The organism is Microbulbifer sp. NBRC 101763, from assembly GCF_040371615.1.
Lineage (GTDB): Bacteria > Pseudomonadota > Gammaproteobacteria > Pseudomonadales > Cellvibrionaceae > Microbulbifer > Microbulbifer variabilis.
In genome coordinates, this window is the sequence record NZ_BAABQV010000001.1 from 473,489 (window position 1) to 496,639 (window position 23,151).

Genomic DNA, 23,151 nt, shown 5'->3' on the forward strand with positions numbered 1-23,151 from the left:
TCGTATAGCATTTTCGCTTTATGGGTAATACGGCGAATATGCAGGGAAGACAACGATTACTAATTGAGTATTTTCGCCGCTGTTATCAGGCCGATAGCCACGATCTGTCGCTTTCAAATATTGCTCGACTGGCCGAAAACCGCTGTTCGTTCATTGCTGAACAGGATTACCTGAGTAGCGGTGAGTTACACAGGGTTCCGTTACTGGATGCCTCTGCCACAAAGCTGATAGAGCTGACAGATGCTTACAGAAAAGAACGCCAGCTAATCTACACTAGTTTTTTTATTTGTGGCCAGCTTTTCAGTCAAAGCGGTGTAACAAACCAACGTAAGCTTTTTGCACCTCTTTTATATTTTCCCGCCCGGATTTATCGTGAAGATAATAGTTTCGTTGAGATCAATACCACCGATCTGCGAATTAATTTTCCTGTGCTTCGGCTAACTCTTAAGCCTGATATTGACCCTGAGGTGATGGGTTCTTTTCCACGGCTTCAGTTTCCTTTGGATTCCTCTCAATTGGCTGATGTAGGGCGCTGGATGCATGAACACAGCTTGCTCGGTGGTTTGGAGGAATTGGGTCGCTGGCCGAGTCTCCAGTCAGGAGCCCAGATTAGGGAAAAGACTAATGCCTCACAGCCAGAGCTAATCAGTGCCGCTGCAATAATCCTGGCTGATCGATCCAGAGGTTCACGTGGCGTTTTGCACGAGTTAGGGCAGCTGGCTTGTGAGCAAAATCTCCAGGTGCCGCTGCATTTAGTTTTGGGGGGGGAATCTGACAGCTTTATTGCAAGCTGCAGCGAACCCGAGATGTTACCTGGGCTATTGAGCCAGGCTCAGGAGCGAGCATTACGCAATGCGGCTCATTTCCCTCTTAGCCTTGTCTCTGGCCCACCGGGTACGGGAAAGAGCTTTACCATTGCAGCTATGGCTATAGACCAGATGTTGCATGGCGACGCTGTTTTGGTTGTGTCCAAAACACCAGAAGCCATTGATGTGGTAAGAAACAAATTACGTGAGAGCTATGGGCTCACTGAAGGCTACGTACATGCGGGGGAGCAGGGATTTACCCGCAGTTTGAAAGCGCACCTGGATACCCTGCTCAAGGAGGGTGTTGAGCCACCTAAAGAGAGTGCGGCCAAGTTGAGGCGCAGTTTGAAGGAGATTCGAAGATCACTTGGGAAAGCTGAGCGCCGTTTTTCGCGATCGCTACGGATAGCAAAATTTTTGGGGCCTGCAGGTATGGGGGCTTGGCTGGCTCGCCTGGGTGAGTCGCTACTCCGGCGGCGGCTCAATATGGACGGACTGTGGGGATTACAAGAAGCTATCGGTCAACTGCGCCAGCGTTTTGAGCAGCAGGCTGCCAGCTATATTAATGCCTGTCGCAGGGAGAAACTTGTCCGGCTGTTAAACAAAGAGAGAAGTAGCCTGGTTAAATTCCATCAGGCTCTGAGGGCAAGGACCTCCAAAACCCAGGCGGAACGATTTGCCAAGACTAACATGAATTTGGTCTTGCAAGCCTATCCTATTTGGCTGGCAAGCCTGGATGAACTCAACGAGATTTTGCCATTAATGCGCGGCATGTTCGATCTGGTAATTTTCGATGAGTCCACCCAGTGTGATATTTCAAGTGCGTTACCTGCACTGTACCGAGCCAAACGTGCGGTCGTGGTTGGTGATGGCAAGCAGCTGCGACATATTTCCTTCCTCCCGGTAAAGCAACAGCAGCGTCTATGGGGGGAAGTCGTTCAGTGCGGAGAACTACCTGCATCTTACAGTTATCGGGATCAATCTCTTCTTGATCTGGTATCGGACAATCTGGCTAGCCAGGATGCGGTAACCCTGCTTGATGAGCATTATCGTAGCCAGCCAGAGCTGATAGCTTTCAGTAATCACGCTTTTTACGATGATCGACTCAAAATAATGCAGGCCCGCCCTGGGAGTACCCAGGAGCTGGCCCTCTCCTTCCACCCATTAGAGGGAAGACGAGCCAAGACTGGTAGAAATAAAGTGGAAAAAGACTGGGTTATTGCTCAATTGCGTAATTATTTTGATCGCTATGATGACAATGCTTTGAAGCCTTCTATTGGTGTGTTGTCCCCATACAGGGAGCAGGTCGATTATTTGGACAAGGAAATTTCCAAGGCTTTTTCCGCAGCAAAACTGCGAAGTTTTTCGGTACGGGTTGCTACGCCCTATGGTTTTCAGGGGGAGGAGCGCGATGTAATGCTTCTTTCCCTTAGCCTTGATGACCAATCCCTGCGGGCGGCTGCTTATCTCAATCGTGCCGATATGTTTAATGTGGCCGTTACAAGGGCCAAGGAGGAACAGCGGGTAGCATACTCCATTAACCCTGAGCTGTTGCCTCCCGGGCATCTACTGCGTCGCTATTTATCCTTTGTACCAGCTAATCTGACGGTGATGCCAAGTGGGGAGTTTTCCTGCGATTTTGCCAGGGAGGTAAGCGCGGAGCTTGATGCGGAGGGTATCGTTCACTGGATTAACTTTCCTATTGCGGGTCAGCGAGTCGATGTGGTGTGTGAGTACCAGGGAGTGATCCTGGGGGTGGATCTTATTGGCTATCCGGGAGAGCACCAGCAGCATTTCACCACCCAGGTTTACAAGATACTGCACCGGGCGGGAATTCGGGTTTTGCCTCTGCCTTACTTTAATTGGGTTGAGAACAAGCGGGCTTGTATCGAGCGTTTAATTGTAGAGCTTCGCGGAGCGTTGGTGGAGAGAGGCCAGCAGCTGGCTTAGGCAATTAACCTGATTATGAAATGAAAGTTGCGCCGGGGCTGCTAGGCTTTAAGAAAGTCCAGTTTAAAGCCTCAATGAGTGCGCCTATGAAATTGTGGTTGTTGATTCCCTGCCTCTGGGTTTCTAGTGTGGCGGCTGTCGATATTATTGTTGTGGATGCGCAACAGCAGCAGGGTGTGCGAAGCCCAACCCTAAGTTTTTGCCAAGCGCGATTCTATGAAGAGGACAAGGGCAGGCTTTACTGTAACTGGGCAGTCAACTTTCGCTATGCCTGCTTTGTCTGGTGGCCGACCAATAAGATAATTCCGGCTGGAGCGAAGCTGGCTGAGCCAGTGGTTGTTGGCAAATGCGGTAATGGTGAGCCGGTATACAAGCTTCACCACTACTAGCAGAGTATTATTAACAGAGTGGTAATGGGCTCTAAAAGGGCGGTGCTGCACCCGAGCAAGTCTATTGAAATCAACCAGTTTTACCCAAGAATCTCTTGAGTTTTCATTCGGTGATCTGTCCCCTCGTTTCCCTGCTTAACCTGTCTGCCACTCAGGCTGAGGCAAGTGTGACCCAGTGTGCTGGCACCGGAATGAGGGAAGTGTTAGCTTTTGTCCTGCTCGGTATAGAGTCCTCGATCTTGCATTTCCCGCGCCTGTTTGAGGATTTCAGGCATGGCGCTGTCTTCAACAGATAAAGAATCAATGATGGCCGCCAGCAGATCAGCTGAAAACATGCATTTGCTCACTTTGCTACGCAAATTCTCAGTGGTCATTGAAATCCCTCTATCGGCCAGGGCCTGGGCCAGATCCCCGTAACGCATACCCTTCAAAGCCATAGAGGCGCGCACATAGCGGGCAATGGCCTGTTTGTAAGGAGCCAATGCTTGCTGATTGCCGAGGCTTTGCTTGTGGTCCATGGGCTCTACTCCGTTACAGTTGATATCACTATTGTGGTAAATACTATCCTTATGTGTATTATTTGCAACATAAGTTTGAAATAAGTTATTGACCGTCGTTTTTTTGATGCTATATTTGTGACCAATATTCCACAGCGAGGGAGTTGAGATGACCTGGAATCATGAAAACCTGCGCCAGTTGGCGGAAAACCACACTGGGTGGGTAGTCGAGTCTGAGGGTGACTGCCTCAGCATTTCTAACGATGAAGGTGTCGATGCGTTTGTCTACGTCGGGGAAAAGCAGATTGTTGTAGAGAGCATCCTGTTTCCAGTGAGCCAGGTTGATGATGTGGCTGCACTGAATGAGATGATTCTCCAGACACATCAGTTGGTTCCTTTGACGGCGATAGCCATCAAAAATATTGGCGGCCAGAGCTATTACGTTGCATTTGGTGCGCTGTCTGTGTCCAGCAAGGACGAAGTAGTTATCGAGGAAGTTGAAACCCTGTTTTCCAATGTGGGGGATTTCCTGGATTTGTATGCAGATCATTTTGAAATGGAGGGTGTAGCATGAGCCTGAGAAAAATCTGGACTGCCTTGAAAGGTGCGGTAAACGAGGGTACTGAAGCAGTTGCGGACAGCCAGTCTATCCGCATTCTCGACCAGGAATTGCGCGAGGCTAAGGCTGAATTGAAAGCTTGTGATGAGAACCTGACTAAGATCATGGCCAAGCGCAAGCTGGCCGAGAGCAAAGTGGAATCCTTACAGGCCGATATTGAGACTTACAGTACTCATGCTATCAGTGCCAGTGAGAAGGGCGATGACAGCCTGGCCCTGGAGTGTGCTGAGCGCGTTACTGAGCTTGAGGCCCAGTTGGAAACTGAGCAGAGCCTGCTGGAAGGCTTCCTGAACTCCGAGCGCTCACTGAAAGGCAATATTTCCAAAGCCAAGACCAATGTGCGCCGTATGGAACAGCAGATAGATCAGATCAAAGCGACTGAGTCCGTGCAAAAAGCCCAGGTTGCTGTTTCCTCCCGTCACATGGGTGCTAACAGCAAGATCAAGACAGCCCTGGACAGCCTGGACCGGATTAAGAGCAAGCAGCAGGAGCGTGCAGCTGAATTGGAAGCGGCGGAAGAGCTGGCCACGGAGGAGAGCGGATCTAGCCTTGATGCCAAGCTGAAGGCGGCAGGCATCAAGCCCGGGGGCCAGGTCAGTGGTAGTGATAAACTGGCACAATTGCTGGCGAGCCGCGAAAAGGCCTGATCCAGTGCTGCTATTTAAAGTGCGACGCCTTCTGGCGTCGCTTTTTGTTAAGGCAAATATAACAACCATTCTCGTTGCCGTTCTGGGCTATGTGGTCGGCAGCTATCTGCTGCTGAGTGCTGCGGGAGAAAGCGAGATTATCGCTCCCGAAAACTTTATTTACTGGCTGGTGGTTACCGCATCGACGGTCGGCTATGGCGATTTCTCACCAGTTTCACCTGCAGGAAAAATCGTGGTGGCGGGCTGGGTGATACCGCTTGGACTGAGCCTGTTTGCGATGGTAGTTACCCGGGTAGGTTTTGCGGTTTCTGAGTTTGTGCATAGAGGAAAGAGAGGCTTGCGTATGACAAGTAATGTCAATCACACGGTCATTATCGGCTGGAACGGAACCCGAACTCTGCGCCTGATTGAACTTCTGCTCTCCAAGACCAATGGCACAACGTCTGAAATAGTGCTCTGTGTAGAGGCTGATATTGAAAACCCGATGCCTGGCAAAATTGATTTTGTGCGGGTTGAATCTTTCTCCCATATCGAGAGTATGCAGCGCGCCGGACTGGCAGAAGCCGCGAGAATTATTATCGACAACCCGTTAGATGATGTAACACTCACTACGGCTTTGTTCTGTGATAAGCACAGCCCTAATAGCCATAAAACAGCCTATTTCCAAGACGAAAATGTGGGTGAGTTGCTGCGTGCGCACTGCCCGAATATCGAATGTATTCCCTCTGTAGCGGTAGAGCTTTTAGCCAAGTCTTCGCTGGACCCCGGTTCGGCACGTTTGCACCGCCAGCTTCTGGATAGTACTTATGGAATGACACAGTACAGTGTAGAGTATCGAGGGGAGCGGCCACTGCCGTTTGGTCCCCTGTTTGATCATTTCAAACAGGATTTGTCCGCAACACTGATCGCTGTCCGCCGCAAGGATGTAATAAAAATCGATGTGAATCCCGCGCTTACAGACCAGGTTAGTAACGGGGATATGCTGTACTACATCTCGGCCAAGCGGTTAGATGAAAAGCGCTGCTTCGATATAAAAATGAATGAAGGGGAAGGTGTTGGTACATGTTTACCAAACTGATTAAAAAATTTAAGGGGAAGGAAGCTCCGGTAGTAAAAACGCCGGAGATTATGGGTTTGCGCCTGGGAGCCAGTTTTGAGTTGGACCCACTGGCAATTCGTCTGATCTTGGATGAACTCACCATTGAGTCCTGTTCCCCCACACAAATTATCAAAGCAGCTGGTGTGGTGGAGTTGGACGGTACATGGGTTTATCGCTTCTATACCGACGATGATGCTTGGTTGCAGGTAGTAGCTGAAGGTGGCCAGAGTGATGAGCATGTCGTGGATGTAAAGCTGTTTCACTTTTACGATACCCAGGATGTTTCTAGCCAGCAGGTTTGGGATACTCTATTAAAAGAAAAGATAGGCGCTGCCAACTACCAGCTGGATGATCGTTCCTATAGCAGGGTATGGACCTCCACTGGTGATTACCACAATCCGGTGCACATGGCTGAAAAGACCTATGAAGAGGGCGGAGACTTCTCGCAAACGGATCAATTTACCATGCTGTTCGAACGCGAACTGTCTGATCAGCGCACTGAATCTCTGTTTCTCTCCGCTGAAGAAAAAGAAGAGAATGCTGGCTATTTAAGTCGTAGCCTAGTTATCAGTACCGGTATTACACTGACCCCCTCACAGCTGACTATTCACGGATAATAAGGAGAAGTATCAATGGACCAGCCTTATGATTTACTGACTGGTATCGTTCATTTTGCGGCTTATTTTGGCCTGTCACTGGTATTTTTAATTGCGTTTAAATTCCTCTACGCACTGGTGACCCCCCACGATGAGTGGAAGTTGATTCGAGAGGATAAGAATGCAGCGGCTGCTATTGGTTTTGGTGGTGCGGTGCTCGGCTTCGCCATTGCTGTGGGTGGTGCTGCCAGCAATTCGGTGTCCATTACCGACTTCGCTACTTGGGCGGTAGTTGCGTTAATTGCTCAGTTGATTGCGTTTGCCATTATCCGTTTCGGGTTTATGCCTCGTATTGTTGAGCGTATTGAAGACGGGGAGTTGTCTGCTGGGATTATGCTGGCAGCCACAACAATTTCTGTCGGTGTCCTTAATGCTGCCTGTATGAGCTACTAAGCGGGAGTGAGGATGAAACGTACCAAAACTATCAATCTCGCGCGGATGCGCAAAGGTCGGGGAGCAAGCTTTGTTCTGCGCCCTTTGGCAATCGGTGTGGCAGCAGCCCTTGTCGGCTGCTCCTCTGATGAAGAGGTTAAAGTAGTTTCCTCAGTTGAGGACTGCGTAAATAATACCCAATTGGATGAGGCCCAGTGTGAGGCTGCCTACCAGCGCGCGCTGGAAGAGGCTGAGCGCACTGGCCCCAAGTATGCCAATCTTTCCCAGTGCGAAACGGAGTTTGGAAGTTGCCGCGAGACTAGCAGTGGTTTCTGGATGCCCCTGATGACCGGGTTTATGGTTGCTTCACTATTGGATAATGATAGGCGCCATTACTCCTCCGGTTACTATAACCCCGTCTATCGTTATTCTGCCTCTGGTTCCCGTTATTACGATCGTTTGATGACAGCGGATGGGCAGGTGATCGGTCGATACGGCAAGTCGTCCTATACGGTTGACAAGAGTGCGATGGACCCGAAACCCAAGGTAACAAAGACGGTCTCTCGCGGCGGCTTTGGGTCTGTGGCTTCAGCTAAGTCCAGCTGGGGTGGTGGTCGCTCCAGTAGTGGTTCACGGGGCTGGGGAGGCTGATTTTGTGCTGAGGTTGCCGATTGGCGAACGCCCGCGCTGGCAGGAGCGGGCTCAGGAGTTTGGGTTTCACTTCCACACAATGTATGGCGAACCCTACTGGGATGAGAGCGCCTACTATCAGTTCTCCCTGGAGCAGGTAGAAAAACATATAGAAGAGCCTACCGAAGAAATCCATCAGATGTGCCTGGATGTGGTGGCGAAGGTGCTGGAGGATGAGGAGCTGCTACGACGCTTTTGTATCCCTGAGCAACATTGGGATTTTGTACGCAACTCCTGGAAGAACGGCGACCCCAGTCTTTATTCCCGTCTTGATTTTGCCTATTGCGGGCAGGGGCCCGCAAAGCTCTACGAAAATAATGCGGATACGCCTACCAGTCTTTACGAGACTGGTTTTTGGCAATGGTTATGGTTGCAGGATAATGTGGACCGGCGGGCCCTGCCGCTGCAGTCGGATCAGTTCAATAGCTTACAGGAAAAGCTGGTTAATCGTTTCCTGGATTTACAGTTTCTCACTCCTGGTCGCGAACTACACTTTGCCTGTTGCAAAGATACTGAAGAGGATCGCGGTACTGTCCAATACCTGCAGGACTGTGCCAGTGAGGCCGGCATTACCAGCCATTTTGTCTTTATGGAAGATATCGGTTGTGATACGGATGGTTTTTTTACAGATATGCAAGACCAGGTGATTACCTGGATGTTCAAACTGTACCCCTGGGAGTTTATGTTCCGAGAAGAGTTTGGCTCTTTGCTGGGGACTAATAATGTGCGCTGGCTGGAACCGCCATGGAAAGCGATTTTATCCAATAAAGCACTGCTGCCGATGTTGTGGAAGTTATTTCCGGGGCACCCAAACCTGCTACCATCTTTTTTTGAGGATGAGCTGCACAATGCTGCTGAATTTACTGAGCTGGTAAAGAAACCGATTTTTTCCCGGGAAGGAGCTAATATTTCCATTGTGCGTGGAGGTGATGTGCAATCCCTTTCCGGTGGCCCTTACGGTGAAGAGGGATTTGTATTTCAGGCTATGCATCCACTGCCAAAGTTTGGAAAAAACTATACGCTGATAGGTAGTTGGTTGGTGGATGATATGGCGGCTGGAATGTCTATTCGTGAAGATGGAAATATTGTGACTCAGGATATGAGCCGTTACTTGCCGCATATTATTCTCTAGGCCGGTAGTACTGCAGCACCCACTACATGTCATTTGCCGGCGATACAGTTTAGGGTATCACTTATCTTCACTGTTTCTTGGTGTTGCTCAGCAAGCCACTGGCAATCATCCCTTCAATTTTCTTACTGAGGCGCTCATAAGTGAATGGCTTTTGGATACAATCTAGTACTCCATCAGCGATTACCTCCTGAACTTTGCTATCGACACTGTAACCTGTGGAAAGTAGGGCTTTTACTTCGGGGTTAATACGGCGGAGGAAAGCAAATAATTCCTGGCCATCCATGCCAGGCATAATCATATCGAGAATCACCAGGTCCACCTGATCGCAATGTTGGCGGTAGTAGGTAATTGCCTGTTCAGCCGTAGCAAAAGCCACAACACTGTGGCCATTCATTTCAAAAAGAGTTTTTGAATAACTCCGAACAATAGCTTCATCGTCTACAACCATGATGTTCAGTTTGCACCCAGCCGAAGGCAGGTTTGCTGGAGCGCCGGGTTTTTCCGGACGGGCTTTGGAAATTGGCAGGTATAGCTTGAAGGTGCTGCCTTCTCCTTCACGGCTATGGCACTTAATTGCGCCCTTATGGAGGTGGATGGTGCCGTGCACGGCTGCGAGCCCAAGGCCAGCGCCGCGGCCACTTTCCTTCGTTGTGAAAAAAGGCTCAAAGATCCGGCGTCGCACCTCAGGTGACATTCCGGTACCGCTGTCACTAATGGTGATTAACAAGTAATGGCCGGGCTGAACTTCAAAATCAGCGATAGTTATCTCTTTTTCGATAGTGATGTTGCTGCTGGTGAAGCGTAGGGTGCCTCCATTCGGCATTGCATCTTTTGCATTGATGCCAATATTTAAAAGGGCGCTTTTTAGTTGGGCGGGGTCGCCAATTACATGGGGGCGATTAGCCTCGAGTAGTTGCTCGATACGGATACGCCGGTCGATGGTTCGGCCGAGCATAGCGCAAACGTCACGTGTAATTTCGTGAGTATTACAATCCTTCAGCTGATAATTTCCTTTGCGGGCAAAGGTGAGTAGCTGCTTGGTCAGCTCTGCTGCGTGGCGCGCTGTAGTCAGGATATGATTAGTGTATTCACTGATACGGGGGTCTTCGGAGATCTGCTGTATTATCTCTGCGTAGCCACTGATCCCGTGAATCATATTGTTGAAATCATGTGCTATGCCACCGGCCAGCTCACCGATAGCCTGCATTTTCTGGGCTTGGCGCAGCTCCTCCTCTAATAGCCGCTGCTTGGTAATATCTGTACCAATACTGAGTATGCCGCTGGGGCGGCCGCTCTCGTCGGATATAATTTTATTGGTCCAGGCAATCCAAACCCTTTTACCGCATTTGGTAATATTTTCGTTGATGTTGTAGCGGTGTTCCTGTGGGTGGTCGCAGATATCGTCAATCAGTTTACGCAAGTCACGCCCACTGGTTTCACTGGCGGGTACGATTGTGCCGACCAAGTGCCTACCAATTATCTCAGCCTCGGTGTAGCCAAAGAGTTGTTGTGCGTATTCATTGAAAGAAGTAATTCTCCCATTTCTGTCACAGCGCATAATAATAGAGTTGGCATGCTCAACCAGTTCCCGGTAGCGCTCCTCACTTTTACGCAGGGCCTCGTAAACCTGATTCGAATCCAGCTCCCGGGTTGAGGCAAGGGCTGGGGAGGGTGAGAAAATAGGTAAATTGCTCTCCTTGATCATTTGTTCTCCTCCTGAGTCACCCTTGAGTATTTTTTCACCAGAAATTGCACCACGTAGAAAAAGAAAAGTATATAGGTAGCTAATTCGTTTTTTGATCTAGCACGCAGTCTTTGCTGACACGCCGTTATTTGTAAGCGAGTTTGTAATCACGTGTTTGCGTCAATGTGATTCGGTTCAACAGTGTTTTGCGGAGCTATAGGGGCCAAATGAAATATGGTGTACCCGCTGGTAGGGCTAAAACTTTTGCACGGTCAAGTAGTGGCTACAGCGTAACAACCTGATAGCATTTACCGCTATATTCAAAACCATTGGATGATTTACTATGCAGCTGCATTCTCGAGTTTTCGGGCGCGGTGTCGTGGCTCTGTTTTGTGCCACGTTGCTGCTGTCCGCTTGCGGAGAGAAGAAGGTTGAGAGCGAGCAGAGATCCCTGGACTTCGCCCGCCTGGATGCCTTTCCCTCCACTTATTCAGTCAGTCAGTCCCGTCCGGTCCTGATTCAGGGGGCCACTTTACTCACCGGTACTGGCGAGCAACTGGAAAATACAGATCTGTTATTGGAAGGTGGCAAGATTGCCCAGGTCGGTAAAGACCTGAAGGCTCCGGAAGGAGCCCTGGTGGTGGATGGCAAGGATAAATGGGTTACCCCCGGTATTATTGATGTGCATTCCCATCTGGGTGATTATCCGGCACCCTCTATCGAATCCTCTCAAGACGGCAATGAGATGACTTCGCCCAATACTGCGCAAGTGTGGGCAGAGCACTCCGTATGGACCCAGGACCCCCAGTTCCCGTTGGCACTGGCAGGTGGCGTTACCACTTTGCAAATTCTACCAGGTTCCGCCAACCTGTTCGGCGGCCGCAGTGTAACCCTGAAGAATGTGCCCGGCCGCAGTGTGCAGGATATGAAATTCCCCGGTGCGCCCTATGGTTTGAAGATGGCCTGTGGTGAGAACCCCAAGCGTGTTTACGGTGGCAAGGGTACTTCTCCCTCAACGCGTATGGGGAATGTGGCTGGCTATCGTAAAGCTTGGATTGAAGCCAGCAGCTACAAGAAAAAATGGGAAGACTATGTAAAGAATGGCGGCGATGAGCCCGAGCGCGACCTGGGGATGGAAACCCTGGCGGGTGTGCTGAACGGCGATATTCTGGTGCACAATCACTGCTATCGCGGTGAGGAAATGGCCGTAATGATGGATGTTGCTAAAGAGTTCGACTTTAAGGTTTCTACTTTCCACCACGCAGTTGAGGCCTACAAAGTAGCCGACCTGCTGGCAGAAAACGATGTTTGCGCAGCGATGTGGGCCGATTGGTGGGGCTTTAAGCATGAAGCCTTTGATATGACCGAGGCGAATATTGCGATTGTCGACCAGGCCAAAGCCTGCGCTATGATCCACTCCGATTCCGGTGTGGGCGTGCAGCACCTGAATGAAGAGGTAGCCAAAGCGATGACTGCGGGCCGACGCGCGGGTTTTGATATCCAACCCAAGGATGCCGTTGCCTGGATGACATCAAACCCTGCTAAGGCGTTGGGTATTGAAGAACAAACTGGCAGCCTGGAGAAGGGCAAAATGGCTGATGTTGTGGTTTGGTCTGGTAATCCCTTCAGTGTTTACACCCACGTCGATCAAGTATTTATCGATGGTGAACTGATGTATGACCGCGCTGATGAAAAGCGCCAACCGCGCAGCGATTTTGAGCTGGGTATTCTCAATGCAGAGGGAGAGCGGCAGTGAAAAGAGTAGTTGTTTTTTGTGCGTTTGCCCTCGGAGTTCTGGCAGCTAGTGCCCAGGCAGAGAGCATCCTTATCAAGGGTGGCAAGGTGCATACCTTGGGGGACAAAGGCAGTTTGGAGTCTGCCGATGTACTTGTTGTCGGTGGCAAAGTGGAGCAGGTAGGCCCCTCCCTGAGCGTTTCTGCTGACCGGGTAATTGATGCACAAGGCAAAGTAGTCACTCCGGGAGTGATAGCGCCGGTTTCCGAGCTTGGTCTGGTGGAAATCAGTGCTGCCAGCTCAACAAATGATCAGTCGGTAACTGGTGAGAGTATTGGCAGTGCATTTAATCCGCTGCCCGCCTACAACCCTAAATCTACTTTGATTCCTTTCAATCGCGCAGGGGGCGTGACCAGTGCTGTAGTTTTTCCCGGTATCAGCACCTGGGATGACGGTGCTGTTGAAGCCCAGCGCGTATTCGCCGGGCGCAGCTTTGCTATTAAGCTGAATGGTGAGTTCGATAGTGTAGAAGCCAAAGATGTAGCCCAGAAGGCCTATTTAGGAGAGGCCGGTGCACAGTTAGCTGGCGGCAGTCGTGCCAATGCCTATGCCAAGGTTGAGAAGGCCTTGAGTGAAGCTAAGGAGTACCGGGAAAATCGCGCTGCGATTCGTCGTGGTGAGTGGCGTGAACTGGATTACAGTTTGGCAGATCTGGAGGCCTTACAGCCGGTGGTGAGTGCTAAGGAGCCTTTGGTCATTACCGCCAATCGCGCCAGCGATATTCTCGGTGCAATTGAGCTTGCCAAAGCCTTCAGTGTGAAACTGGTGGTGCTGGGAGCAGCTGAGGGCTGGATGGTAGCGAATCAGCTGGCTGAGGCCCAGGTGCCAGTGGTTATTGATGCTATCAATAACTTGCCTATTTCCTTTTCCAGCCTGGGTGCGCGCCTCGATAATGCGGCGTTACTTACCAAGGCAGGTGTAAAAGTGGCTATTAGTGGGCCCGACTACGCTTCTACCCACAATGTGTATCTATCTCGCCAGTCGGCCGGTAATGCTGTTGCTCATGGCCTACCTTATGAGGAAGCCCTGAAGTCTATCAGCAGCAATGTGGCTGATATTTTCAATCTGCAGGGCGGGACACTGGAGCAGGGTGCAGTGGCTGATATCGTCGTTTGGAGCGGAGATCCCCTGGAAGTTACCAGCTACCCGGAACAGGTATTGATTGAGGGTGAACCTCAATCTCTCGTTACTCGTTCTACCCGTTTGCGAGATCGCCATTTGAAGCCCACCAAGGGTCACAATTTTGGCTACCAATATTAATTTGGCCTGGCCATAGCTGTGAAGTAAAGAGCGGGTATTGCCCGCTCTTTTGTTATCTGCCTACAGGAAATTAAGACAATGAGCAAAAAAGCCTTGCTTGTTGTATAGGATCTGTGTGGCAGCAATATAGTCTTTACAGCTATATTCCAACAGTCTGATGAATAAGAAAAAGGATCGACCTAATGGCCTATGTTACGGCACTTTATACCAGTCTCTGTGCAATCCTGATTATCTACCTGGCACTAAGGGTGGTGCAGTTTCGCCGCACTAAGCGTGTGGGAATTGGCACCGGTGATGATCGCTCTAATGAGATCCGAGTGAGAGTGCATGCGAATGCAATTGAATATACACCTATAGCACTGTTACTACTTTTACTTGCTGAACTGGGTGGTTTATCACAAATTTGGCTGCATATATTTGGGATTTCATTTTTACTTTCCCGTATTTTCCACGCATATGGTCTAACTGCCGGTAAAGGTGGGACACACATGGGGCGTTTTTGGGGTACGCTGATCAGCTGGGTGGTGATATTGGCTTTGGCCGTAGTTAATATTGTTCAGGCTGTGAAAGCTCTGTAAACAGCGGGCAAGAAGGGTATCGCTGGTTAGAGAGAGGTGAGCATGGCCAGCGACACTGGTTAATCATCAAATAGTTGAGGGGGGGGATAATAAAAAAGCCCGGCTTAACCGGGCAGAGTACAGGGATGAAACTACAAGCACTTACTGGTTGGCGGCAAAGGGAGTAACAGTTTCATCAGAGGTTTCCTCTGCACTGTCCCCTTCCAGCAGAGCCTCCGGTTTGCCTTTGCAGGCTTTGGCTAGTGAATCGCGGCGCTTGGCTAACAACAGCCCTATTTCTTCGCCAGTCTGTTCATCAATACCTTCGATATGGCGCTCTATTAGTGAGGTGATGTTGGCAGCCAGTTCCAGCATCTTATCGTGTTCTTCAGCATCTTTTTTGTTGTCGAACATTGCTCCGTCTCGATCACATTTCCAAACAGCTACTACGGCCATGATGTGCCTCCCAATTGCCTTTCAGACATTCCAATTTTTTTGTATGACCATACAGTAACTGTATAAATATTCAGTGTCAACGCAGGGGTCGACAAATAGGCGGGAAATTAATTGCGGTCAGGAGAGAGAGGGTTGCGATAGCCTGAACACAGGGAATTTTTAAGGCTGTCATAATGCCGCTTCGCAGCTCGGTGTAACCCCCCAGGTGCCGAGTTGCAAACTCCGCTATCACAGGCCCGTAAACCGGGCCTGTTTTTTTTAAATGTAAGCGTTAATTGCCGCTTGGTTATCGAGCAGGCTTCTCGGCACTGTCTTTTGCCCTTTCTGACTCTGGGCTGTGGCCGTCAATCGAAGGAAATCAGATCGTCAATACGAGCTTTGCAGCTAGTCCGATCAGCAATAGGCCAAACAATTGCTGGATGCGGTGGCCCAGGTGCTTGCTGACTAACTGACGCTTGCGGCTGGCATGTACTGCCAAGGCGATGATGCAATACCAGAGGGTATCTATCCCGGAAGCTACTGCGGCCATTCCCAACTTAGTGGTAAGAGTCTGTTGCTCCGATACAAACTGACTGAATAAGGCAGTAAAGAACACTGCAATTTTGGGGTTAAAAAAGGCTACACCAAAACCCTGCGCGATTGCGCGCTGAGTACTTTGTTTTGGTGCCTCCAATTTGGTGGTGCTGGAGCCCGGTGCTGGTGCGCGCAGGGCCTTCCAGCCTAAATACACCAACATGGCGGCACCGGCCCATTGCAAAATACTGAACAGCAGTGGTGAGCTGGTAATTAGTACGGCTAGACCAAAAGCGGTGAGGGCGGCATAGATGGCGACACCAGCCCCATGGGCGATTGCACTGGCGAGCCCCTGCTGGAGCCCTGATGCGGAAGAGCGCATTACGATCAATAGACTGGGCCCAGGAGACATGGCCCCGAGTGCACAGATACCTGCGAGTGATAACCAACCGAGTAAATCCATTATTTAAAGCCGCCCCCTTGTGCCAGCCATTGTTTCTCTTCATCTGTAGATTCGCGGCCGAGTGCCGCGTTGCGGTGCGGATAGCGCCCAAACTGCTCAATCACTGCCTGATGAGCCAGGGCGTATCGATAGTGGGTCGCAAGGTATGGGGCAACACTTGGGTCACCCTGGTACTGTCGCTGCAACTGGCTGAAGTATGCCACGGAGCGTCGTTGCATCGGGAGTTTTTCACTGTGCTCCAGCGGCATACCCACGAATATTTGCTGAAATAGTCCGAGTCTGCCGGTGTCTCCGCGCCGTAGGATATCTTCGGTAACTTCCAGCGCGAGGAGGTCTCCCGCAAAGGCTTTCTCGTTACCGCGATAGATATTGCGAGCGAACTGATCGCATAGGAGCACCAGGGCAAGCTCGCCTCGCAGGGTTTGGCGCCAATGGGGCAGTCTTCCCTCCAGAGCCCGCTCGGTAACCCTGCCAAAGTCGCACCGTATCTCGCGATCTAACGCTGGCGTCGCTGCAAACCAGCGTTGCTGCTGCGATTTGGATGGCAAGTGGCCCAGCGTTGGGCCGCCGAACCAGAATGTCAGCACATCCACTATTGAAGACATCAACTTGAACTCGTTTTTTAGTGGTCTGGATTATTGCGACTTTTATACCTGTTGGTCCAGCCGCAGAGGGAGATGGTGCTACCGGAAAGGTGGCGCGAAAAAATTTTTATGCATCTGCATCCAAACCTGAGGCTAGTCCCGTCATAGAGGTGTACAAGGAGAAACGATCTGGAGGTCACAATGTTTACTGCGGGATCATTTAAGAAGGTACAATTTTGCGCCGTACTGTTACTGGCGCTCAGCGGCATGCAAGCGGCAGAAGCCAGGGCGGTAGAGCTGGGCTTTTCTGTGGAAGACATCCACCGGCAGCTCACTGAGAAGACTGACCTGCATTTTATGGCGAAGCTCAATGAGTGTAAGGCAAAAGCTGATTCACAGAGCATCGGATTCCCCTATCCGGTGCATGTAGCTGAGGATAAGCCTAAACAGGGCGCCACACCGAGCCCTTATTCAAAAGGTCGCCTCACAGTCATGTAAGGCCAAAAAGTGGTTTTGGGTATCCCCGACGGTGCAACAGCACATATAACGAGAATGATCAGAGAGTAAAAAATGAGAGCGAGAAATTCACAATCCATGCGGGCTGGCGCTCGCTGGCTGGTAACTCTGGTGGCTGCATTTGCCGCCCTGGGTAGCTGGGCACAGGATGACAGCACGGAGATGCCGAAGCCTCCTGCTCCACCATCGATTGATGCCGAAGCGTCCGAGCCGAACTCACGGGTGCGGATTATGCGTGATGACAACGGCGTGCTCACTATTAAAACCCAGGGTGAAGATGGCGAGCGCAGTGAAGTCAAAGTAGATCTGGGTACCGATTTTGGTGGGCCACTGAGTCAGCGGATTATTGAGAAGCTTGAGAGCAAAGGCATTCTCGACGATCGGGGCCAAGTGGTTGAGGAGGCCCTGGATCAGGTTCCGGAGAATGTCGAAATCGGTTTGACCAGGCATTACGACCACAAGGCCAGGTTTTGGGATAGGGCGCATAACACTGAGCCCTTGGAGTCCTGGCTGGTACCAATAATCGCTCTGATCTGCATTTTTGGGATGCCGGTGCTGATTGTCTGGCTGGTGACTCATAACAGCTACCGCAAGAAACAGTTGGTTGTGGAAAATATCAACCGCATGGTTGCTGAAGGTCGCGATGTACCGCCTGAGATGCTGGATATGCTCGAAGGCAACAGCCCCAGGAGTCCTGCAGATAGAGGCATCACCCTGATTGCTGTGGGTGCAGCGGTGTTTATCTGGCTGACGGCCCTGGCAGGCTTTGGTGTAGGTAGTCTGGGTTTGATCCCACTGTTTATCGGCCTGGCCCGCTTTATCAACTGGAAGCTCGATAACAAGCAGGTGTAAGGACCCGAATATGGACCTCAATGATGAGGATTTGATCAGGCGCACCGTCGAAGACGGGGACCAGCGGGCATATGCTCAGCTGGTTCGCCGCTATCAGTCACAGCTGCGATTCTCGCTCCGTCAGCTGTGTGATGGCGACCAGGGCCTGGCGGACGATATGGCGCAGGAGGCCTTTATCAAGGCCTACAAGGCGTTGCCGGCATTTCGGGGGGATGCCCGGTTCAGCACCTGGTTGTACCGTATCGCCTACAATCTCGTCATGAGCCACAAACGCAAGAATGCGCCAGATGTGGATCAGGAGGCGGTCGACAGAGCTCAAGCAGAAGAGACTGTGGAAGAGTCCCAGCAACTGGGTATGGCAAGGGATCTAAACTCTGCTATGAGTAGCCTGAGCGATGCCCAGCGTCAGGCGATACATCTGTGTATGCAGAGGGGCTTTTCCCATGAGGAGGCGGCAAGCATTATGAAGTTGCCGCTGGGTACGGTAAAATCCCATGTGAATCGCGCGAGGGCCAAGCTGCGCAGCTTGCTCCAGCCATGGCGCGAGGAGGTGGTAAATGGTTAATTTTGAACAGCGGAACACTAAGGGTGGCACCTTGAACGATGTTGCTATAGAGGGCAAAGATCCACAGTTCGATGCCTGGCTAAGCGAACAGCTGCAGTTCGATGAGCCCTACCTGGACGACGATGGCTTCTGTGAAAGCGTGATGGCAAAACTGCCTGCGCCTTCAAAGGATAGTGAGCGCCGTGCCAGCCGATCCCAATACATCGCTGTGTTGGCAGCCTCAGGAATCGTGGCCTGGCAATTTCCATTTGGTGAAGTATTGAGTGAAGCAGCGCGCCAGTCCATCAGCCTTTACAGTCTGGTTGGCGTTGGAATGCTCTCCTCGCTAGTGGTGATGGCTGGCGGTATTTTTGCTGCACGTCGCTGATTAATTCCTAATAGTAATAAATAGGGATTATCGGCCTGCCCCCACTACCAAGTGGGGGCAGATAAAATTTTGCTCCTCCGCTAATTGGAACACTTTTAAATAGTGACTTCGTACTGTAGAGGGTATGCTTTTAATTTCTTCTCTCTTTTTTGTATAGCCATGGACAGTGCTATGCTCGACACGGTGCTCTGATACTGGGTTAACGTCTAACCTGCCACCACGGTGCCGGTGGATATTTTCCTCAAATGTAAATGTGGGCCTGTAGATATTTAGTCCCCCTCATCATAAATTACTTTGGAAAGCAGATTTATTCCGAGTAACACACTCTTTAAGGCAAGCGCAGTAAAGTGTATATCCTCACAATCGAATTCCCTTTTTTCTTCTGAAAGAGTTAGCAATTGTTCGAAGTGCTTAAGAGTTGTCTCTGGAGCTCTGGAGAGTGTCGGGCTGACTTTTTCGTCCCTCCCAACAAGCCCGGCAATGTTATTAGCAGCAAGGCTACCGCAATGATATGGGGTACTTGCCCTAGCTAAACAAACATTGCGGTGGATCATGAATATTTCTTTCAGTATCTCCTCTTCCGGTTCACTTTTATACAGTACAAAGTCTGGGGGCTACACAAAATACATATTCAATATTTCAAGGAATAACTCCTCACGTGCTCCAAGGGAATTGTAGAAGTTTGAGCGGGTAATGCCGAGTGTCTCTTAGAGCGCCTTAACAGGGTAAGCTTCATCACCCTCCCTCTAGATCACATTCATGATTGTCTGTAGTGCTTCCCGATCGAACCTCTTTACTCTACTACTTTTTTAAATGTATGGACAAAAAACAGAGCTTCCCATATTAGCTCGCCTACGGAAAGGGTTTCGAAAGAGGTAAGAGTTAATCAATGGCAGCTGGGCAGTTTGGGTGTGTCCGCAGGCCACTTGATAGAGCCGCGGAAGAGGCATGGGAGAGAAACGTTAAAGGATCTATGAGGTTTTCGAGTGGGCTTGATGATGAATGTCCGGAAGCTGCAACGCTGTTGAGAATGCCTGATAGATTTATTAATAAAAAACTTGATTGTTATGGAACTAAGGCTGCTTTTGATTTGAAGTTACTGGCCAGTGGAGATTCCAGGCAGGTATTAACCAGGGTTAACAGATCCGCTAACTTTGGTGACCAGCTCAATCAGCCTGTGTTGATTGCATCAATGGAGTTTTCACGCTCCATAAAAAATCAAATGGTTGTGCTGGAGTGTATAGTGACGTTTAACCATCTAAATGAACCATCTGACCGTGCCACTGGTGTAAAGGCTGGATACCAGTTCAATCGCGGTTTAAGTTTCTATTCAAGTGAGACTTTTACTGAGAATGAAAAGTTAGAATGTAAGTGGCTAAATCAGTAGCTTTTATTGGTAGAGGTTGGTTATTTATATTCTCTGAGCGAAAAGTACATTAAATAGCCTCCTATATTGTTCTTTATCTGATTTTTCCTTGAGATACTTCACAGAAGCTGGCGGCGTACTACTGGGTCAGAGAGTAAGAGTACATTGCACTTGAGAAGCGCTGTGAATACACTCTTTTAAGCTTGAAATCGGTATCCATGCCTCATACGATCCTGAACGCAGTGTATTCCCTCTTTCCCTCTCACCAGCCACCTATAAGCCAATTCCCCGGTGAAGCTCATCGTTGATGTCGGCCACCCTATGCTTAATCCATGCCCACCCAATTGAATTAGCATCAGACTAGTCAAAACTTTTATCTATTTTAATTCGAAGCCAAGAGTACCAATATTTACTGAGGTTATTGCCATTTTCTTTTGATGGCTGTCCAGAATTGATTTGTACCTTTAGAACACCTAGTAGGGTATATGTAAAAGTGATTGATCATCAACTAAATATTATCGACAGGATATAAAAAATAAAATTTGTCTCTGCATGGGTACATGTTTGAGGAATTAAATAATTCTATCTTGAATGAAGGGTACTTATAGCTTTTTTATTTCTATATGTTGTAGAGTTTTCAAGTTGTTTTAGTGGCTTTAATAATGGATCTATTTAGCCATTCTTTTGGTTGTAATTCGAGTAATAATCTCAGTGGTTTTTTGGTGGCCGGATGGTCAAAACTATCCAGCCGGGCTGTCAGATCAGCTATCAATATCTAATGATAGGCTCTTTAGGTTATGGATGACTTGCCTCCCATTTTCCTTCCACAACAATATCAGAGTAATGCAACCAGACTTGATCTACTGATACAGATTCTTTTGCTTGTATTAACTTTGTATTTTTATAAGGACTGGTGGGTACAGAGAATTGATATACGCCATTGGTCTCTGCGTGACAGATGGTCATACCTTCACTCCAGATTCCCTGTGAGCTAGTGATATACCAGTCACCTTGGGCATTTTCACAAGCAAAGGATTTTATCTGAGTGCAATTCAAATCGTTGAAGCGGCCGTTGGCTCTGGATAGTGCGCAGTCTTCATTGCTTGTACTGCCAGCATTGTTCGGCTCATTGACATCCCAGCTCCATACAGCTGCTGCGATTCTGTCCGAATTTGTATAGCCCAACATATCCAGTCCGGTAGAATTTAGGCCACATTCCATAAGTATCAATAATTCGCTGGCATTAGTGGTCTTATCATCGCTGCCCCCGGATAAATTTGTCCGATCCTCTGAAACTGACATTATGCCACTCTCTGGGTTTTCCGGGCAGACACCATTGAGAACCTCATTGCGATCGTAAGAAAGTCCACCTTCGTGATTCTTGAACACCAGGCTTTGATAATTATCATCATTACAGGCGGAATTCCCAGTAAAATAAACTTGCTTGCCTGCATTTAAAATATCTCTATCGGTAAGGTCTGCTGGCACCTTACTACAGCCCCCGTTTGGGCGATAGACCAGCTCTCCCATAGACTCTTCCACTCGTGCTATAAATTCATTGTGCTCTCCATCCATTTCATCTTGAATTTTTATCTCTATGACTTGATCTGGATTTTTGTCAAGCCAACTTTTCACTTCATTGAGCCCTTGAATTAACCTGCGATCAAATGAACTGCATCCCCAATGATTGGATGTGCCATGGCAAAGCAGGAGTTCAGTTTTCCAGGTGCTGAAGCTAAAAAATTCATGCACATCGAAGTTGATTCTGCGAACGCCTGCTTCTAGTTGATCGTTCAAGGACAGCTTTTGATTTGGATCTACATAGCGGAATGCATTGGCATACTCCTCAGCGTTAAAGGAGTTGTGTGTTCCCAGTCTGAAACCTTCTCTTAGCGGTACATCGAGATCTATATCGTTTTGAATCTTAAGCGCACGGATACGCCAATCGTTAGAATCAAGTGTGAACTCTCCCGCGGAAACAGATAGGGAAACAATAAAGTTAGTCAATAATAAGGTAGAGAGGGTGGTTGTTTTGACTATGTTATTCATCGATTAATCCAAGTTTATTCCGAAAATTGGTGGGTGTGTGAGTTGAAAAGTGTGGCAAGAAATTGAGAAGTTCAGCGGGATTTCTATATTTTAAACTGAAAATAGCCTGGCTGATTTATCCATTTCCTTGGAAAATATCTACAACTTTTAATGTAAGCTTTCGATGTCTAATTAAATTAAACATCTTTGGTATTATAAAATGTTTATTGATTTTATGTTGTTGGCTTTAAGGTTTGTTGTATCCTTTGTTGAAAGAATTAGTCATTTTTGTGGGCTTGTTGGCGTTATGGCAATATAGTAGGCGACAATTAACTTTAAGAATCTAACATGTCTTTAGTTAACGTAATTGAGCGGGCCCTTAAAGCCTTTGCTGACTTCGTTTGAGGGCCTCGATTACTTTTCTTATTGTTAATCCGGCGGATAAATCGTTTAATTATGCCGCGTACTTAATTGATTTATGTCGGAAATAGGCTGCTACACACGCGGGCTTTTTTGTAACATTCTCATATGAGAAAGTACTTTGCTTTTCAGTTTCTCCATGAGTCGGGCTGGCATACTACTGTGAATGCCCCCCTTTAAGGTTACAATTCAAATACTCATCTGGATTCAGTTCAGGTGAATATGATAGTAAATAATAGATTTCTTTCTCATCCCCGTGCTCTGCCAGTCAAGCATTAATGACTTGTGCATGGTGGACCCTAAGATTGTCCAGGATGAGATAAACTTTAAGTTCCGATTTTTTGGTTAATCGCTTGAGAAAGTCAATCAGCCTATCGGCATTCATACTTCCTTTGTAAATTTGAAAACGCACTGTTCCTTGGTTTGAAATCGCGGATATCATATTGAGTGAAGTAAGCGTGGCATTCAGCTTCACAATGGAATTTTTTCCTTTTGGTGCATCGCCATGCTCATGCTGGCAATCGCTGCGAATGCCTGTTTCATCACCCCAGTAAATCTCTGCGTCTTGCTGTTTAATGCCTGGGTAATCTTCCTCCATCCATTTTTAACGGCTTTCGGGTTTTGTTCATAGGCCCGTTTGGCAGGCTTCTATGGCGTAAAGCCTCGGCGCTTCAGATAATCACCGACGGTGCGAATTGGCATCTTCAAACCGCATTCAGGTTCGATTAACTCCATGACTGCCTTGCGTGCCCACAGGATATAGTCAAGCTTGAGCTGATCTGGCTGCTCATCTGAGATTTGTTTTGAAGCTTTCTTTCTCTACCGTTAGCCTGCGGTTCGTACCTTCCGGGTAGCCGCGCTTTCTAGAA

At 49.0% G+C, this 23,151-nt stretch carries 26 protein-coding genes; 17 read left to right on the forward strand and 9 right to left on the reverse strand.

All coding sequences use genetic code 11. From position 1 onward, the window contains the following. The first annotated feature begins 20 nt into the window (after positions 1–20). Together ABWV76_RS02245 and ABWV76_RS02250 are read left to right on the forward strand one after the other, a co-directional pair. Positions 21–2,756, forward strand: coding sequence for a DEAD/DEAH box helicase (locus tag ABWV76_RS02245; RefSeq protein ID WP_353375106.1), 2,736 nt, complete (start codon positions 21–23; stop codon positions 2,754–2,756). Between the two features lie 86 nt (positions 2,757–2,842). Then, positions 2,843–3,145: a hypothetical protein gene (locus ABWV76_RS02250; RefSeq protein ID WP_157533678.1), complete on the forward strand. Its 303-nt coding sequence runs from the start codon at positions 2,843–2,845 to the stop codon at positions 3,143–3,145. A gap of 203 nt (positions 3,146–3,348) precedes the next feature. Here the strand turns inward: ABWV76_RS02250 and ABWV76_RS02255 are convergent, their stop codons facing one another. Further along, positions 3,349–3,663, reverse strand: a complete 315-nt coding sequence (locus tag ABWV76_RS02255; RefSeq protein ID WP_020414858.1) for a DUF6471 domain-containing protein — start codon at positions 3,661–3,663, stop codon at positions 3,349–3,351. Between the two features lie 148 nt (positions 3,664–3,811). Between ABWV76_RS02255 and ABWV76_RS02260 the strand changes: the two genes are divergently transcribed. The 7 genes from ABWV76_RS02260 to ABWV76_RS02290 are packed head-to-tail and all read left to right on the forward strand — an operon-like array spanning position 3,812 to position 8,857. Then, a complete protein-coding gene (locus ABWV76_RS02260) occupies positions 3,812–4,216 on the forward strand; it encodes a DUF2170 family protein (protein ID WP_020414859.1) in 405 nt (134 codons plus the stop codon). Next, on the forward strand, positions 4,213–4,908 hold the full coding sequence (locus ABWV76_RS02265; protein ID WP_020414860.1) for a PspA/IM30 family protein: 696 nt from the start codon (positions 4,213–4,215) through the stop codon (positions 4,906–4,908). Before ABWV76_RS02260 ends, ABWV76_RS02265 begins: the two co-directional genes overlap by 4 nt. Positions 4,909–4,912: 4 nt before the next feature. Beyond that, complete coding sequence (locus ABWV76_RS02270; protein ID WP_353375107.1) at positions 4,913–5,986, forward strand: potassium channel family protein; 1,074 nt, start codon at positions 4,913–4,915, stop codon at positions 5,984–5,986. After that, positions 5,971–6,624 carry a YjfK family protein gene (locus ABWV76_RS02275; protein WP_020414862.1) on the forward strand — a complete coding sequence of 218 codons (654 nt, stop codon included), beginning with the start codon at positions 5,971–5,973 and terminating at the stop codon, positions 6,622–6,624. The genes ABWV76_RS02270 and ABWV76_RS02275 overlap by 16 nt, the downstream gene beginning before the upstream one ends. A 15-nt stretch (positions 6,625–6,639) precedes the next feature. Continuing rightward, entirely contained in the window at positions 6,640–7,056 is a 417-nt protein-coding gene (locus ABWV76_RS02280; protein WP_020414863.1) for a DUF350 domain-containing protein, read from the forward strand. A 12-nt stretch (positions 7,057–7,068) separates the two neighbouring features. Continuing rightward, entirely contained in the window at positions 7,069–7,686 is a 618-nt protein-coding gene (locus ABWV76_RS02285) for a DUF1190 domain-containing protein (protein WP_020414864.1), read from the forward strand. Between the two features lie 4 nt (positions 7,687–7,690). Further along, positions 7,691–8,857 (forward strand): glutathionylspermidine synthase family protein, encoded by a 1,167-nt coding sequence (locus ABWV76_RS02290; protein WP_353375108.1) that lies wholly within the window; start codon positions 7,691–7,693, stop codon positions 8,855–8,857. Between the two features lie 67 nt (positions 8,858–8,924). Here ABWV76_RS02290 and ABWV76_RS02295 read toward each other — a convergent pair whose 3' ends face one another. Then, the gene (locus ABWV76_RS02295) at positions 8,925–10,562 is read right to left on the reverse strand and encodes a hybrid sensor histidine kinase/response regulator (protein ID WP_020414866.1); all 1,638 of its coding nucleotides are present in this window, start codon (positions 10,560–10,562) and stop codon (positions 8,925–8,927) included. 322 nt (positions 10,563–10,884) lie between these two features. Between ABWV76_RS02295 and ABWV76_RS02300 the strand changes: the two genes are divergently transcribed. The 3 genes from ABWV76_RS02300 (at position 10,885) to ABWV76_RS02310 (ending at position 14,173) form a co-directional block, all read left to right on the forward strand. Continuing rightward, complete coding sequence (locus ABWV76_RS02300) at positions 10,885–12,297, forward strand: amidohydrolase (RefSeq protein WP_282951022.1); 1,413 nt, start codon at positions 10,885–10,887, stop codon at positions 12,295–12,297. Next, entirely contained in the window at positions 12,294–13,595 is a 1,302-nt protein-coding gene (locus ABWV76_RS02305; RefSeq protein WP_353375109.1) for an amidohydrolase family protein, read from the forward strand. Before ABWV76_RS02300 ends, ABWV76_RS02305 begins: the two co-directional genes overlap by 4 nt. 182 nt (positions 13,596–13,777) lie before the next feature. Continuing rightward, complete coding sequence (locus tag ABWV76_RS02310; protein ID WP_020414869.1) at positions 13,778–14,173, forward strand: MAPEG family protein; 396 nt, start codon at positions 13,778–13,780, stop codon at positions 14,171–14,173. 141 nt (positions 14,174–14,314) lie between these two features. On the opposite strand, the gene ABWV76_RS02315 is transcribed toward ABWV76_RS02310, so the two are convergent. From ABWV76_RS02315 to ABWV76_RS02325, 3 genes are all read right to left on the reverse strand, one after another. Next, positions 14,315–14,608: a YebG family protein gene (locus ABWV76_RS02315; protein WP_020414870.1), complete on the reverse strand. Its 294-nt coding sequence runs from the start codon at positions 14,606–14,608 to the stop codon at positions 14,315–14,317. A gap of 358 nt (positions 14,609–14,966) precedes the next feature. Then, a complete protein-coding gene (locus ABWV76_RS02320; protein ID WP_020414871.1) occupies positions 14,967–15,584 on the reverse strand; it encodes a LysE family translocator in 618 nt (205 codons plus the stop codon). Further along, entirely contained in the window at positions 15,584–16,189 is a 606-nt protein-coding gene (locus tag ABWV76_RS02325) for a DUF924 family protein (RefSeq protein ID WP_020414872.1), read from the reverse strand. Before ABWV76_RS02325 ends, ABWV76_RS02320 begins: the two co-directional genes overlap by 1 nt. A gap of 180 nt (positions 16,190–16,369) precedes the next feature. Between ABWV76_RS02325 and ABWV76_RS02330 the strand changes: the two genes are divergently transcribed. From ABWV76_RS02330 to ABWV76_RS02345, 4 genes are all read left to right on the forward strand, one after another. After that, positions 16,370–16,666, forward strand: a complete 297-nt coding sequence (locus tag ABWV76_RS02330) for a hypothetical protein (protein ID WP_353375110.1) — start codon at positions 16,370–16,372, stop codon at positions 16,664–16,666. 72 nt (positions 16,667–16,738) lie between these two features. Then, positions 16,739–17,536 carry a DUF6249 domain-containing protein gene (locus ABWV76_RS02335; protein ID WP_157533680.1) on the forward strand — a complete coding sequence of 266 codons (798 nt, stop codon included), beginning with the start codon at positions 16,739–16,741 and terminating at the stop codon, positions 17,534–17,536. A 10-nt stretch (positions 17,537–17,546) separates the two neighbouring features. After that, entirely contained in the window at positions 17,547–18,101 is a 555-nt protein-coding gene (locus ABWV76_RS02340; protein ID WP_020414875.1) for a sigma-70 family RNA polymerase sigma factor, read from the forward strand. Beyond that, complete coding sequence (locus ABWV76_RS02345; RefSeq protein WP_020414876.1) at positions 18,094–18,468, forward strand: hypothetical protein; 375 nt, start codon at positions 18,094–18,096, stop codon at positions 18,466–18,468. The genes ABWV76_RS02340 and ABWV76_RS02345 overlap by 8 nt, the downstream gene beginning before the upstream one ends. Positions 18,469–18,737: 269 nt before the next feature. On the opposite strand, the gene ABWV76_RS02350 is transcribed toward ABWV76_RS02345, so the two are convergent. Then, positions 18,738–19,022 carry a hypothetical protein gene (locus tag ABWV76_RS02350; RefSeq protein ID WP_020414877.1) on the reverse strand — a complete coding sequence of 95 codons (285 nt, stop codon included), beginning with the start codon at positions 19,020–19,022 and terminating at the stop codon, positions 18,738–18,740. A 335-nt stretch (positions 19,023–19,357) separates the two neighbouring features. Here ABWV76_RS02350 and ABWV76_RS02355 point away from each other — a divergent pair, with 335 nt between their 5' ends. Then, positions 19,358–19,855 (forward strand): hypothetical protein, encoded by a 498-nt coding sequence (locus tag ABWV76_RS02355; RefSeq protein ID WP_353375111.1) that lies wholly within the window; start codon positions 19,358–19,360, stop codon positions 19,853–19,855. 774 nt (positions 19,856–20,629) lie between these two features. Here ABWV76_RS02355 and ABWV76_RS02360 read toward each other — a convergent pair. The 3 genes from ABWV76_RS02360 to ABWV76_RS02370 form a co-directional block, all read right to left on the reverse strand. Continuing rightward, a complete protein-coding gene (locus tag ABWV76_RS02360) occupies positions 20,630–21,883 on the reverse strand; it encodes a phosphoinositide-specific phospholipase C-related protein (protein ID WP_353375112.1) in 1,254 nt (417 codons plus the stop codon). 667 nt (positions 21,884–22,550) lie between these two features. Then, a complete protein-coding gene (locus tag ABWV76_RS02365) occupies positions 22,551–22,880 on the reverse strand; it encodes a transposase (RefSeq protein WP_020414880.1) in 330 nt (109 codons plus the stop codon). Between the two features lie 50 nt (positions 22,881–22,930). Next, a complete protein-coding gene (locus ABWV76_RS02370) occupies positions 22,931–23,080 on the reverse strand; it encodes a winged helix-turn-helix domain-containing protein (RefSeq protein ID WP_353375466.1) in 150 nt (49 codons plus the stop codon). Between the last annotated feature and the right edge of the window lie 71 nt (positions 23,081–23,151).

What these genes read in the sequence shown, in the direction of transcription:
- ABWV76_RS02245 (WP_353375106.1), top strand. Translation starts at nt 21, where the DNA reads ATGGGTAATACGGCGAATATGCAGGGAAGACAACGATTACTAATTGAG.
- ABWV76_RS02250 (WP_157533678.1), top strand. Translation starts at nt 2,843, where the DNA reads ATGAAATTGTGGTTGTTGATTCCCTGCCTCTGGGTTTCTAGTGTGGCG.
- ABWV76_RS02255 (WP_020414858.1), bottom strand. Translation starts at nt 3,663, where the DNA reads ATGGACCACAAGCAAAGCCTCGGCAATCAGCAAGCATTGGCTCCTTAC.
- ABWV76_RS02260 (WP_020414859.1), top strand. Translation starts at nt 3,812, where the DNA reads ATGACCTGGAATCATGAAAACCTGCGCCAGTTGGCGGAAAACCACACT.
- ABWV76_RS02265 (WP_020414860.1), top strand. Translation starts at nt 4,213, where the DNA reads ATGAGCCTGAGAAAAATCTGGACTGCCTTGAAAGGTGCGGTAAACGAG.
- ABWV76_RS02275 (WP_020414862.1), top strand. Translation starts at nt 5,971, where the DNA reads ATGTTTACCAAACTGATTAAAAAATTTAAGGGGAAGGAAGCTCCGGTA.
- ABWV76_RS02280 (WP_020414863.1), top strand. Translation starts at nt 6,640, where the DNA reads ATGGACCAGCCTTATGATTTACTGACTGGTATCGTTCATTTTGCGGCT.
- ABWV76_RS02285 (WP_020414864.1), top strand. Translation starts at nt 7,069, where the DNA reads ATGAAACGTACCAAAACTATCAATCTCGCGCGGATGCGCAAAGGTCGG.
- ABWV76_RS02295 (WP_020414866.1), bottom strand. Translation starts at nt 10,562, where the DNA reads ATGATCAAGGAGAGCAATTTACCTATTTTCTCACCCTCCCCAGCCCTT.
- ABWV76_RS02300 (WP_282951022.1), top strand. Translation starts at nt 10,885, where the DNA reads ATGCAGCTGCATTCTCGAGTTTTCGGGCGCGGTGTCGTGGCTCTGTTT.
- ABWV76_RS02310 (WP_020414869.1), top strand. Translation starts at nt 13,778, where the DNA reads ATGGCCTATGTTACGGCACTTTATACCAGTCTCTGTGCAATCCTGATT.
- ABWV76_RS02315 (WP_020414870.1), bottom strand. Translation starts at nt 14,608, where the DNA reads ATGGCCGTAGTAGCTGTTTGGAAATGTGATCGAGACGGAGCAATGTTC.
- ABWV76_RS02320 (WP_020414871.1), bottom strand. Translation starts at nt 15,584, where the DNA reads ATGGATTTACTCGGTTGGTTATCACTCGCAGGTATCTGTGCACTCGGG.
- ABWV76_RS02325 (WP_020414872.1), bottom strand. Translation starts at nt 16,189, where the DNA reads ATGTCTTCAATAGTGGATGTGCTGACATTCTGGTTCGGCGGCCCAACG.
- ABWV76_RS02330 (WP_353375110.1), top strand. Translation starts at nt 16,370, where the DNA reads ATGTTTACTGCGGGATCATTTAAGAAGGTACAATTTTGCGCCGTACTG.
- ABWV76_RS02335 (WP_157533680.1), top strand. Translation starts at nt 16,739, where the DNA reads ATGAGAGCGAGAAATTCACAATCCATGCGGGCTGGCGCTCGCTGGCTG.
- ABWV76_RS02340 (WP_020414875.1), top strand. Translation starts at nt 17,547, where the DNA reads ATGGACCTCAATGATGAGGATTTGATCAGGCGCACCGTCGAAGACGGG.
- ABWV76_RS02345 (WP_020414876.1), top strand. Translation starts at nt 18,094, where the DNA reads ATGGTTAATTTTGAACAGCGGAACACTAAGGGTGGCACCTTGAACGAT.
- ABWV76_RS02350 (WP_020414877.1), bottom strand. Translation starts at nt 19,022, where the DNA reads ATGATCCACCGCAATGTTTGTTTAGCTAGGGCAAGTACCCCATATCAT.
- ABWV76_RS02355 (WP_353375111.1), top strand. Translation starts at nt 19,358, where the DNA reads ATGGCAGCTGGGCAGTTTGGGTGTGTCCGCAGGCCACTTGATAGAGCC.
- ABWV76_RS02360 (WP_353375112.1), bottom strand. Translation starts at nt 21,883, where the DNA reads ATGAATAACATAGTCAAAACAACCACCCTCTCTACCTTATTATTGACT.
- ABWV76_RS02365 (WP_020414880.1), bottom strand. Translation starts at nt 22,880, where the DNA reads ATGGAGGAAGATTACCCAGGCATTAAACAGCAAGACGCAGAGATTTAC.